At 34.9% G+C, this 13,375-nt stretch carries 7 protein-coding genes; 2 read left to right on the top strand and 5 right to left on the bottom strand.

Annotation, left to right across the window (positions count from 1 at the left end):
* Nucleotides 1-537 (top strand): sugar O-acetyltransferase, encoded by a 537-nt coding sequence (locus tag ABID42_RS14165; protein WP_367284199.1) that lies wholly within the window; start codon nucleotides 1-3, stop codon nucleotides 535-537.
* A gap of 74 nt (nucleotides 538-611) precedes the next feature.
* Here the strand turns inward: ABID42_RS14165 and ABID42_RS14160 are convergent, their stop codons facing one another.
* From ABID42_RS14160 to ABID42_RS14140, 5 genes are all read right to left on the bottom strand, one after another.
* Nucleotides 612-3,089 carry a glycoside hydrolase family 95 protein gene (locus ABID42_RS14160; protein WP_367284198.1) on the bottom strand — a complete coding sequence of 826 codons (2,478 nt, stop codon included), beginning with the start codon at nucleotides 3,087-3,089 and terminating at the stop codon, nucleotides 612-614.
* Nucleotides 3,090-3,244: 155 nt separating this feature from the next.
* Nucleotides 3,245-4,684 (bottom strand): RagB/SusD family nutrient uptake outer membrane protein, encoded by a 1,440-nt coding sequence (locus ABID42_RS14155; RefSeq protein WP_367284197.1) that lies wholly within the window; start codon nucleotides 4,682-4,684, stop codon nucleotides 3,245-3,247.
* Between the two features lie 13 nt (nucleotides 4,685-4,697).
* Nucleotides 4,698-8,006: a SusC/RagA family TonB-linked outer membrane protein gene (locus ABID42_RS14150; RefSeq protein WP_367284196.1), complete on the bottom strand. Its 3,309-nt coding sequence runs from the start codon at nucleotides 8,004-8,006 to the stop codon at nucleotides 4,698-4,700.
* A gap of 209 nt (nucleotides 8,007-8,215) precedes the next feature.
* The gene (locus tag ABID42_RS14145) at nucleotides 8,216-9,340 is read right to left on the bottom strand and encodes a FecR family protein (RefSeq protein WP_367284195.1); all 1,125 of its coding nucleotides are present in this window, start codon (nucleotides 9,338-9,340) and stop codon (nucleotides 8,216-8,218) included.
* 87 nt (nucleotides 9,341-9,427) lie between these two features.
* Nucleotides 9,428-10,027, bottom strand: coding sequence for an RNA polymerase sigma factor (locus tag ABID42_RS14140; protein ID WP_323259711.1), 600 nt, complete (start codon nucleotides 10,025-10,027; stop codon nucleotides 9,428-9,430).
* A 220-nt stretch (nucleotides 10,028-10,247) separates the two neighbouring features.
* On the opposite strand from ABID42_RS14140, the gene ABID42_RS14135 reads away from it, so the two are divergent.
* Nucleotides 10,248-13,343 carry a PAS domain-containing protein gene (locus ABID42_RS14135; protein WP_367284194.1) on the top strand — a complete coding sequence of 1,032 codons (3,096 nt, stop codon included), beginning with the start codon at nucleotides 10,248-10,250 and terminating at the stop codon, nucleotides 13,341-13,343.
* Nucleotides 13,344-13,375 lie beyond the last annotated feature (32 nt).

Here is a 13,375-nt window from a genome sequence, read left to right as displayed (position 1 = left end):
ATGAGAGCAGGAGAGCCCTTAAAAAAAGAGGATAAAGAGTACAGCAAATTCATGGAAGTTGTTGCTCGAACCATCCGTTTGTGTTCAGAAATGAATGCTTCAGCAACAGATGTAAATCAAGTAAGAACGAAATTGAGTGAAATCATTGGCACAGAAATAGACGAATCAACCGCAATTTTTCCTCCATTTTATACCAATTTTGGAAAATTTATCAGTCTTGGTAAAAACGTTTTTATTAATCATGCTTGCTCGTTTTTGGATTTAGGAGGTATTACGATTGAAGACGCCGTGATGATTGGACCAAGAGTAAACCTTACTTCTGAAAATCATCCCTTAGATCCGACAGATAGAAAAACCGTTATTTTACAAGCAATTGTCATTAAACGAAATGCTTGGATTGGCGCTGGAGCAACGATATTGCCCGGAGTAACAATTGGCGAAAACGCAATTGTTGCAGCAGGTGCAGTGGTAAACAAAGATGTGCCAGCTAATACAATAGTTGCTGGTGTTCCAGCAAAGATTTTGAAAGTGTTGTAAATGAATACTTTATCTTTAATGCAGGAAATAACTATTCAATTTCCTGCATTAAAAAGAATTAAAGCTGAGTGCTTTTACTGTACATCAAAAGTATAAACCTTACCTTTTTCAGTGGTAAAATCATACAAGAAAGTCGGAGGAATTGATGCTAATATAATACTTGCTTTAGGTGAAATAATTGGTTTTGCCGTTTCTTCCGTTACGAACAATGGATTACTATTTTCTCCTTTGGCTGTTTGTAAATTTACATTTTTACCTTTGAGAGCAGCTCCGATGCGCAAGCGACAGTTTCCGCCAATAGTAGATTTTATTTGCAAGCTTGTTACTTTTCCATTCGCCCAAGTCATTTTTACAATTTCAAAACCACCACGAGTTTTCAAGCCTGAAATACTTCCTTTTTCTTTCCAAAAGTCAGGCAATGCTGGCAATAAATGAATGGCTCCATCGTGACTTTGTACCAGCATTTCGGCAATGCCAGAAGTACAACCAAAGTTACCATCAATCTGAAATGGAGCGTGAGCATCAAACAAATTTGGGTAAGTACCACCGCCCGCAGCATTGACGCCTAAAGGAGATAATTGATTTTGAATTAATAGATGCGCATGATTCCCGTCTAACATTCTAGCCCACCAGTTTACTTTCCAACCCATACTCCAACCTGTTGATACATCGCCACGTTGAATCAGGGTATTATTAGCGCCCACAAATAATTCAGGAGTACGATATGGCGAAATTTGATTCGAAGGAAACAAACCATACAAATGTGAAATATGACGGTGCTTGTCGTTCGGACTATCAATATCTTCCATCCATTCTTGTACTTGATTATATTGCCCTATACGCATTGGTGATAATCTTTGACGAATCGTTTTAAGCGTATCTACTAATTGTTGATCTTTTTTCAATAATTCAGCCGCACGAATGGTAACACTGAGCATATCAAAAACAATTTGATTATCCATTGTTACGCCAGCATCAAAAGATGAGCCTTGATGAGCAGCAGGAGCATTTTCTGGTGAAGTTCCCGGATTGATGACCAAGTATTTATTGCGTGGGTCTTCTACCAAATCATCGACAAAAAACAGAGAAGCACCTTTCAAAATAGGATATATTTCTGCTAAATAAGCTTTATTGCCCGTGTAAAGGTAGCGTTCCCATAAATGTTGACATAACCAAGCGCCACCCATACTCCAAACGCCCCAAAAAATTCGGTCAACTGGACCAGTAATTCTCCAAAGGTCAGTATTATGATGCGCCACCCAGCCTCTTGAACCGTACATGATACGAGCAGTCTCTTGTCCTGTTTCCGATAATTCTTTCACCATTTTTAACAGAGGCTCGTGCATTTCTGATAAATTGGTTTTTTCGGCAGGCCAATAATTCATCTGAGTATTGATGTTGATGGTGTATTTACTATCCCAAGAAGGAAACATTTTATTGTTCCAAATGCCCTGTAAATTAGCAGGTTGCCCGCCAATTTTAGAGGAAGAAATCAATAAATAACGTCCGTATTGAAAATATAAACTTGCAAAAGTAGGGTCGTTATTCGTTCTAAATTCATCCAAACGTACATCTGTAGGTTTTTGCTCAGCAGCAGGATTTGAGCCTAAATCTAATTTTACACGATTAAAAAACGATTGAAAATTCGCCACGTGTTCGTTCAATAAAGTAGCATAGGGTTTTGGGAGTGCTTTCTGTAAATCGGCTTCCGTTCTAGCGATTTCATTTCCTGATAAATCTTTATAAGAATTAAAATTGGTTGCAATGTTTACATAAATAATTACTTCATTAGCACCTGTAATTTTGGTCAATGTATCGTTTGAAGTAATGCTTCCTCCTTGTTGCTTAAAGGTTGTTAAAGCATTAAATTTCAGCTGATTGCCTTCTACTCCTTCGTGTCCAGCGGTTGCACCATGCAAAATCAATTGTTTTTTTGAATTCGTACTAAGTTTTACATTTTTTTGTGGCGTAGTAAAAAAAGCGTCCAGTGAAATACTGTTAGCTTTATTCGCTGTAATACGCATGACTAGAGTATTGGTAGGAGAGGAGACGAAGGAAGTTCGGGTATATTGAACGCCATCAACACTGTATGTTGTGGTACTTATGGCACGTTCAATATTTAATTCACGACGATAATTAGTGTAATTTTCATGATTGGCGAAACGTAAATTCAGACTGCCAACTGGTTGAAAAATCTGTCCGTTCGATTTTTTACTTTGTATCGTTTTTTCAGATAAGATTTCAGCCTCCTTTTGTTTTCCATCAAAAACTAATTTACGAACAGCGGGTAAAGAAGCCAGCGCATCAGGATTATCGTTTCTATTGGGGCTACCCGTCCAGACAGACGTTTCGTTTAATTGTAAAATCTCTTGAGATACATTCCCATAAACCATCGCTCCAATTTTACCGTTGCCAATGGGCAGAGCTCTTTCCCATACATTTCCAGAAGGTTTATCATACCACAAAACCAATGATTTTTGTGCCTGAACAAAATTTGAAATAGCAAAAAGGAGGATGAAAAGTACTTTCTTTTTAAATAGATTGTTTGTCATTTTCTAGTAATATGTTTAGCGTATAATAAAGTTTTTCTAAAAGTGAGGTAAGTAAGTGTGGGATGATTCTCTTTTTAGCAAAGGTAAAATTCATTAAAAATACTGTTATAAGATGGATAATCTTATAACAGTATAAGTATTAAAATAGCAAATTATTAGTAACCAGGATTCTGAGTAAGTTTTGGATTAATATCACGCTCTGCTTGAGGGATTGGTAATAACTCGCTAACTCCTTCTTTATAATTAGTTTTACCAATTGATTTCAGATAAGTAGCGGCGTCACCCCAACGGATTAAATCGAACCAACGTAGTCCTTCCATACCTAATTCTACAGTACGCTCTTTTTTAATTGCTGTTCGCATTTCTGTTTGTGTCATGCCTGAACTTAATAGTGCAAGATTGACATCCTTTCTAGCACGAACAGTATTAATGAACGTATATGCCTCTGCGGTTTTTCCTGCTTCATTCAATGCTTCTGAATACATCAATAACAAATCGGCATAACGCATAAGAATATAGTTTTTAGGGTCGTCGGTTTTACCAATGTTTGTTCCTTTACCAACTACATATTTTTTTGAATTATACCCTGTTGACGAAGTAGATGAACTATAAGGTATTCCTTGGAAAACATCTCCATCTCTAAATACTGTATAGCCTAATCTTGGGTCATTTGTTGTAAAAGTATTTACAAAAACTTTAGTCGGGCAACTCCAGCCATAACCACCATCTAAAGTAAAACCCGAACCCCTTGGTGCATCGTAGTTATTAGTAGCATTGCCCAAACCTCCTAAAAATGATGCGTACTGAATTTCAAAAATGGATTCTTTCCCGTTTTCTGTAGCCAGTTCAAAGTTATCAAAATATCTGTCGAATAGGCTGTAAACTTTGCTATCTATTACTTCTTTAGCTTTACTTGCTGCTTCGTTCCATTGCTTGCGGTATAAATATACTTTGGCTAAAAAGGCTTTGGCTGCTCCTTGGGTTGCTCTACCAAGGTCTGATGCTGGATAAGTAAGTGGTAGTCCTGCTTCTGCACTTTGTAAATCCTTGATAATTTGCTGATAAACTTCCTCTTTACTATTTCTAGCTACCAAAAAATCACTTGGATTCGTCTGTGGTTTTGTAATCAAAGGCACATCACCAAATAGAAGTATCAAATAATGATAATAAACCGCCCTTAAAAAAGATGCTTCTGCTAATACTCTTTTTTTAAGATTTGCATCCATCTGAATAGCAGGCACTTTTTCTAAGACCAAGTTCGCTCTAAGAATGCCTTGATAGGCAGCATTCCATGTATTTCTAACAGCCCCGTTGTCGGAAGTAATGTTATTATTTTCAATTTGAGCCCAATCTGCTGCATCCCCTAATGATGTTGCGTCGCCAGCCAAATAATTTCCATAATAACAAAGTCCAAACTGACCTAGCCCATTGTACATCAATGGCTTGTATGCTGCATTGGTCGCTCTAACAGCATCGTCAGATGTTTTGTAAAAATTCTCTGTAGTTACTGCATTAAGAGGTTGCTTTTCCAGAAATTCCTTATCACAACTGCTTAGTAAAGCAATTACGAAAAATGTATATATTGTTTTTTTCATGATTCTATACGAATTAAAAGTCTAAATTGATACCAAAAAGGATTGTTCTAGGTTGTGGGTAAGTCATTAAACTGGTAAAGTTATTGTCTCTTCCCGCACCAACTTCTGGGTCAAACCAAGGATATGGCGTAACTGTAAGTAAATTCTGACAGCTAGTATAAACCCTAATTTTATTAACACCCAAAGTACCTTTTGGCAAAGTATAACCCAACTGAATATTTTTGATACGCATATAACTAGCATTATACACCCAGAAATCAGAGGTTCTACGGTTGTTGCTTGGATCACCCCAAACCAATCTTGGAACATGGTTACTAGTACCCGGACCAGTCCAACGAGTAATATAATCGGCCGTGGTATTATCAAAATTATCCATTAATCTACGTCCGCCTGTGCCGTCAATATAAACCTCTCTTCCTTGTATTCCTTGAATAAAAATACTGAGGTCGAAATTTTTATAATACATATTGGTGGTTAATCCATAGCTCAATCTTGGAATAATATTGCCAATATAATCTCTGTCCAAATCATTGATTACTCCATCATTATTCGAATCTTTCCACTTGATGTCCCCCGGTTTGGCATTAATTTGGGTTGCATGTTTATTGATTTCCTCTTGGTTTTGGAAAACGCCCTCTTGTACATATCCAAATATTGAACTAATAGGATGTCCTTCTGCTGTTTTGAATACACTAGAGAAAATGGGTAAGCCTGCTAAAGAAACTACTTCATTTTTTATTGTTGAGATATTAGCATTAATATCGTATTTGAAATCGCCTGTTCTTTTACGATAAGTAAGCCCTAATTCAAAACCTGAATTGCGAACAGAACCCACATTTTGATAAGGTGCACCTGTTACTCCTGTTGTTCCTGGAATAGGTACTTGCACGAGCATATCTGAAGTAAGTTTTGAAAAATAATCAGCCGTAATCGACATTCTATTATTGAAAAGTTCTAAATCTACTCCTATATCACTAATGGTTGTTGTTTCCCACTTAATGTTTGGATTACCCAATGAAGTAGGAGCGACCCCAGGCGCAATACCTTGATTACTACCCAATACATAGTTCTGTGATAAATCTAAACCAGAGGTAAAAGCATATAAACCAATTTCCTGATTACCCAATTGTCCCCAGCTACCACGAATTTTAAGGTCTGAAATTGCACTAAGGTCTTTCATGAAATCTTCGGCAGAAACCCTCCAAGCAGCAGCGAATGATGGAAATACGCCATATTTATTATTGGTACCAAAACGGGAAGACCCATCAATACGCACATTAGCTGAAACTAAGTATTTGTCTGAAAAATTATAGTTTACTCTGGCTAAATATGAACGAATTGACCATTCAGAGGCAGTACCTCTGGCTCTGTCGTTTAAAGCTCCTGCATCTAATACTCTGATGTCATTGTTCGGAAAGGTTTCACGGTGAGCGGTATAAGTATCATAACGGTTTGCTTGTTGGGTAAGACCAACCAATGCGGAAATACTGTGTTTTTGGGCAAAAGTATAGTCATAAGCCAAAGTATTTTCGTTGAGCCAAGTACTGCTGTTAAGATAGGTTCTATCTAATGTACTGATTGTATTGGTTCTTCCACCAAAAGCATAAGTAGGCGTAAAGCTAGTTCTATCTTCAATCAAAATATCAGCCCCTAAAGTCGTTCTGAATTTTAAGAAAGGAAGAATGCTATATTCTGCATACACGTTTCCTAACAAGCGGTACCTGTCAATATCGTTCTGAAAAATATAGGCATTAGGAACTGAAGGCAAGTAACCTAATTGTTCGCCTTGGCGTGTTGCATAGCCATATTCTCCGTTCGCAAATCTGTAGGGAATCGTTGGCGAAAAACGAATAGCATTCACAAAAGTCTCATTCCATTGTCCACTTCGTTCTAATCCTTTGGTAAGCGATAAGCTATTTCCAAATTTGAATTTCTTAGTGATTTGATGGTCGGATGTTACGTTTAAAGAAAGTCTATTATATTTAACACCAATACCGATACCTTCTTGAGAGAAATAGCCCATTGAAACCGCATATTGCGATTTTTCAGAACCGCCAGAAATACCAAAATTATAGTTTTGAATAGGAGCTGTTTGAAAAACTTCTGCGATTTTTTCGTTGCCTACACCCAATGTATCTACTCTTCCCCAATAAATTGGTAAACCTGCATTGGTCCTTGCTTCATTTTGTAAAGTGGCAAATTCTGTCGCATTCAGCATTTTAGGTAAACGCCAAGCTTTCTGAATACCATAATAGCTACTAAAAGTAATTTTTGCTTGACCAGCTTTCCCTCTTTTCGTCGTAATCAAAATAACACCATTGGCAGCTCTGGCTCCATAGATTGCCGAAGATGCAGCATCTTTCAATACCGTCATTGATTCTATATCATCTGGATTGATATTACTAATGCCTTGATCTGTAATTACGCCATCAATTACATAAAGAGGATTGCTGTTTCCTGTTGTACCAACTCCTCTGATTCTAACAATGGGTGAATCGCCCGGACGACCAGTGTTTTGAGTTACCTGTACTCCTGCACTTCGTCCTTGTAAAGCTTGCCCGACGTTGGTATTCACCGTGTTCTCAAAATCTTTTGAAGAGATAGTAGATACTGCTCCTGTCAAATCAGATTTCTTCGCTGTGCCATAACCAATGACGATGACTTCACTAAGTGATTTTGTATCTTCTAATAATTTTATCGTTAGAAAAGATTGTTTCCCAACTGTCACCTCCTGACTAACATAACCTACTGAAGTAATGACTAAAACCGTATTTTCATCACCAATATTCAATGAAAAAGTACCATCGTTTTTAGTACTTGTACCAATGTTAGTGCCTTTTACTTGGATATTTACTCCTGGTAGGGCTTCATTATTTATACCTGTTACTTTTCCTGAGATGGGCAGAAATACTATTTCGTTTGTTATGTCGATTAACTTGTTTTCGACTAAATGCTTTTTTTCAATTTTATTCAATAAGATTTGTCTGCCAGATACTTCGTAAGACAACTCTAAAGAAGTACATAGTTTATCTAATACTTCTATCAACTTACTTTTGTCAGTATTGAAATTGACTCTTTGTTGTGGATTAAGTACTCGATTACTATAAATAAATTTTACGTTAGATGACTGCTCAATTGTTTTTAAGGCATCTTTTATTTTTTGATTTGAAAAGTTTACTGTAACAGTTTGATTCAACAAGCTTTGGGCATCGCTAATATGGGCTGAAACCACATTAGTGAACACTAAAACCCATAAAAGTTGTACAAAGGTTAATTTCATAATACTCCATATAAAATGGTGGATTTTGGGATTTTTTTTCATAAATTCGTTTTGTTAAAATGTTCGATTTTGACAATAAAAGGTCATTCGTCATTTCTGACGATTGATTAGGAGACGTCGGTAAAGTGGCCGCTTTATCGACGTTTTTAATTAAAAATTGATTTTAAAGTCATGAAGGACTTCATTGTGAGGGAAAGATTGTCTGTTTTTTTTTCATACACTAAAAGGGTTGTTTTATGATATACTGATTATTATTGTTCATTGCATCCTACTCCACTAATTATAATTTTCCCGTTCACGATTTCATAAGTTGCTTCTACTGATTTACTGATTAGTTTTAATTTTTCAGATAATGGTTCGTCTGTCAGAGAGGCTGTTACTAGGCAATTTTTAAAGATGTTTTCATCACATACAATGGTAATATTATAGGCTTCTGAAAGGTCTTTAAATATTTTGAGTACTGATACTTCTTCATACTCAAAGGCTATATTTTGAATAGAAATAGCTTGTTTGTCAATTGCTTTAATGTTTTTCTTTTCAAAAGTGAGCAATTGTCTTTTGATGATAACCTCTTGATTAGGGCTCAATACAAATCCTTCTAATTTTTTATGATTAGCCTGCTGTTCCGCTTCAATTCCATTTGATTGATACACAGAAACTTTTCCCGTTTTAACACTTACTTGAATTTGTTTATCGTTTGGATAAGCCTTCACATTAAAACTTGTGCCTAATACTTTCGTAATGATTTCATGAGCATGCACATAAAAAGGTTTAGAGGGGTCTTTGGCAATTTCAAAAAAAGCTTCGCCCGTTAAATATATTTCACGGGAATCGTCCGAAAAATGATTGGGATAAGATAGCTTACTTCCTTTCTTTAAAATGACAGAACTACCGTCAGGCAAAACAACTAGCTGTACAGCATTTGATAAATTCCCTACTTCTACAAGATTATATTTGGAAGAAGCTTCACTAACTAAATCTGAATATTCGATAGTTTTTGTATCGACCTTTTTATAAAAAAATACAGAAAGAACAATGACTAAACTTGCTGCCAAAGCCGTAATTAGCCAAAGGTTCTTTTTATAAAATTTAGCTGGTTTTACACTAATATTAGCATGATTCGCACTTTCATCAATCGTAGAAAAGATGGATTTTTTTAACGATTCTACTTGGAGAGAAGACAGTTTTGGTATTTCTAATTGATGGATAGTCAATACAATTTGGCGTGCTGTTTCTACATCAGCTCTTTTGAATGGATAGGTTTCTAGCCAGTTTTGCCAAAATTGCTCTGTAGAAATATCAGTAGAACAGACCCAAGAAATGAAGTAATCATCTTGGGCTAATTGTTCTGGCGTATAATATAAGTAGTCAAACATTGTATTTATTGAATAATAATTTGTCTTTCAATAATACAGAGTTGGGTGCTATATTTTACTACTAAAGAATTTTAGATTTTTTTAAAATTAATTGAAGAAGAGAAAAAAGAGGGTAATGCAATACACTAATTTACTACGAAGTTTGGTCAGTGCATTTTGAAGAGTATTCGCAATGGTTTGTTCTTTTAGATTCAATAATAAGGCAATGTCTTTAATTTTCATGCCAGAAAAGTACTTCAAAGAAATAATTTCTTTTTCTCGTAGCGACAACATATCTAAAGAATCAGCTAATTGTTTATCTTGTTTATGCTGCTCTTCAGTCTGTATCCACAAATCCTCGAAAGAGTCATCGTTATCCTCCAACATTTCCTCGTCAAATATTCCAGTATAGATATTTTCTTTTGTGAGGGTGTTTAAAAGCGTGCGTCTTAAACATTTATACAGATAAAATTTTACTTGAACGTCCTTGGCTAAATTTTCATGATAATGCCAGATTTGAATAAAAACATCTTGAATGGCATCCTGTGTGAGGGCACTATTATTAGATAAACGATAGCCATAACTATGTAATTCTTGTACGTAGCGGTCAAAAATCAAACCCAAAGCATTGATATTGCCTTCTACGACCGACATCCACAGCCTTTGGTCTTCTTTTTGATTCGATATTTCGTAATAATAACCTTTCATCTTTGATTCATAAAGAGAAGGCTTATTTATAAATACTCAAAAAGTTATTATTTTTATTAAAATAGTTAAATAATAAACTTTCAAGAATCGCATTGTATAGGTTTATTGCAATAAACAAGAGAAATAATTTCATCTGAAAGGCTTAAATTTGTTTATGAAGTTAGAAAAAGCTCCACTAATCTGGGCATGAAAGTATCATTATAACCTAAACCTCTAAAATATGTATTTAAAAAGCAATCTGATACAATTCTTAAAAACAGATGAATCCATTCTTGATTTTATTGAGGAATATGCACTTGATGGTTTATGGTTTTGGAATGCCGAAGACAGCAATCGTTCTTGGGTAAATACAAAGTTGAAAAGTGTTTTGGGCTATCAACAAAAAGATAATGATTTTGCTTTAAATCAGCAATTTATACATTTTTTTAAGCAAGATTTTTTCTTAAATACTATTGATTACTCAGTCGAAAAAGGCAGTTATTTTCATCAGTTTACTTATTTTCATGAAAATGGAAATAAGCTGGTGATGGATTGCAAAATGCTCAATGTATTTGATGAAAAGAAAAAAATGGTGGGTGTATTAGGGGCAAATACTTTTGCTTGTCAAGTTGATATTGATGCAAATAAAGTAGTCCTTGATTTAGATTTTTTCAATCAGCTCAAAAAAAACGAAGAGATTCTCGAAGAGAGTAGCCAAATGGCAAGAGTTGGTAGTTGGGAAATGAATTTGAATACTGGAGCTTTATACTGGAGTAAAGTAACCTGTGAAATCCATGAAGTACCCGATACCTTTCAGCCTTGTTTAGCTGATGGAATTAATTTCTATAAAGAAGGCATTAGTAGAGATACCATCACAAAAGCCGTTGAAGATTGTATAGCACTAGAAAAAACCTTTGATGTTGAACTCCAACTCATTACTGCAAAAGGGAATGAAATTTGGGTAAGAGCAATTGGAAAAGCCGATTTTTCAGCATCGAATAATAAAAGGATTTTTGGTGTTTTTCAAGATATTAATCACGTAAAAAAAATCGCTATTGAGCATAGACGAACAACAGAATTATTAGCAAAACTTGCAACTCAAGTCCCCGGAACACTCTTCCAATTTAAGTTATTTGATACTGGTGAATCTTACTTTCCATATACTTCTCGAAATTTCATTAATTCAAATAATTATTATGAAATGACTCCCCAACAGAGGAGTGCCTATTATTTTCAGCACATTCATTCAGAAGACTTGCCCATAATAATGCAAAAGGTGCAGCAGTCGGCTAAAACATTAACAACGCTAAGTTTTCAATATCGTTATCATGATGAAAATAGAGGTACGCTATGGATTGCTTTAGTTGCTAATCCAGAACGTTTGGTGAATAGCGTTTTATGGCATGGATATTCTATTGAAATTACGGAGAGCAAAAAAGTAGAAGATGAATTAAAAGATACCAAAAGGCTATTACAAGAAAGTAATAAACTTGCTATGATTGGTGCTTGGGAAAGTAACCTTAATACTGGAGAATCAAATTGGTCTGATTTCACTAAAGAAATCTTTGGGATTAATGAGGCTTTCCAGCCTTCAATGGAAACCATCAATACTTTTTTTAAAGAAGGAGAAAGTAGAGATGCCATTTCTAGAGCCTTGAATTTGTGTATTAATGATGGTCAGCCATTCAATCTTGAACTGGAAATGACGAATAATTTTGGAGATGATATTTGGGTAAGAATTATTGGTTATGCTGATTTTTCGGAATCAAATAATAAAAGAATTTTTGGATCGATTCAAGATATTTCTTACATAAAAGAAATAGAAATAGGGAAAGAAGCATCTAATATTTTACTCACAAAACTGACGAAACAACTTCCCGGAGTATTGTATCAATTCGAGGTAAATCGTAATGGAGGTTCATCTATCATCTATCACTCAAATGATTTCTTTGAAATAGAAGGTTTCAATAAAATGTCTTCTGCTGAAAAAGCCAATGCTTTTTGGAAAATTATTCATCCAGAAGATTTTCAAGAAATGACAGGGTTAATCATGCAAGCTGTTAAAAGTTTTTCAAAATTTGAACACGAGTATAGAGTCTGTTTACCTGATGGAACGATAAAATGGGTGCATTCGATTGCAAAACCAGAAAGAGTTAAAAATGGAGTACTTTTTCATGGTTATCTATTTGATATTACACAACAAAAAGAAATAGAATTAGCATTTCAAAGAACAAGAAACTTATTAGAAGAATCAAGCCGAGTTGCTAAACTCGGAGGTTGGAGTTTTGATTTAAAAACCAAGGTTATTCATTGGTCAAATCTTATTAAAGAAATTTTAGGTACTCCAGCTGACTTCAATCCATCACTAGAATCTGGAATAATATTTTATAAAGAAGGGCATTATCGAGATTCGGTAAGAGTAGCTCTGAAAAACTGTTTAGAAGAAGGAATACCTTTTGATATAGAATCTAAAATTATTAATAAAGCAGGGAAAGAAATTTGGATTAGAGTAGCTGGTAAAGCTGAAAAAACAAAAGGAGAAGTAAATCGTATATATGGTATTTTTCAGGATATTGAACATCTTAAAGTAGCCGAAGCACATAAAGAGAAACTTCAAAAATTAGAATTACTATTGGCGAAGGAAAAAGAGCTGAATGCTATCAAATCAAGGTATCTTACTTTAACTTCACATGAGTTCCGTACACCTTTGGCTGCTATCTTGGGAAGTACAGAATTAATAGAAATGACAAGCGATTTTATAGAAAATAAGTCTGTTTCCGAGAAAATACATAAACATATTGAAATCATAAAACTACAAATAGATAGGTTATCATTTATGATTAAAGATGTTTTGTCTTTAGAAAATACAGGTGCAGATACAACGAGGCTTACTACTCAGTCTTTTTCTATTAAAACATTTGTATCAGATTTACGACAGTCATTACCAAGTAACCAAACGCTTGAATTATTTTTACCTGATGATGATAAAGAGATAATTTCTGATAAAACATTGTTGGATGTGATACTCAATAATTTACTCAACAATGCCTTTAAATATTCCCGTTTATCGAATCAAAACCCTGAACTCCAATTAACATATTTAGATAAATCAATTGAAATAGCCATAAAAGATTATGGAATTGGGATTCCAGCCAAGGAACAAGACCAAGTATTTGAAGCATTCTTCAGAGCGAGTAATTCTATCAGAACTGAAGGTACTGGTTTTGGACTGAGTGTTGCCAAAGAATTGACGGAAAGATTAGGAGGAAATATTACTTTTCATAGCGTAGAAGGAGAGGGGAGTACCTTTTTGCTGAATATTCCTTATTTTATATAATTTTTTGGTTCGTAATTTTAATAGCACTTGCC

Origin of the sequence: Arcicella rosea, assembly GCF_040543805.1 — a bacterium.
Lineage (GTDB): Bacteria > Bacteroidota > Bacteroidia > Cytophagales > Spirosomataceae > Arcicella > Arcicella rosea.
This window is presented reverse-complemented; position numbering and strand designations above follow the sequence as displayed.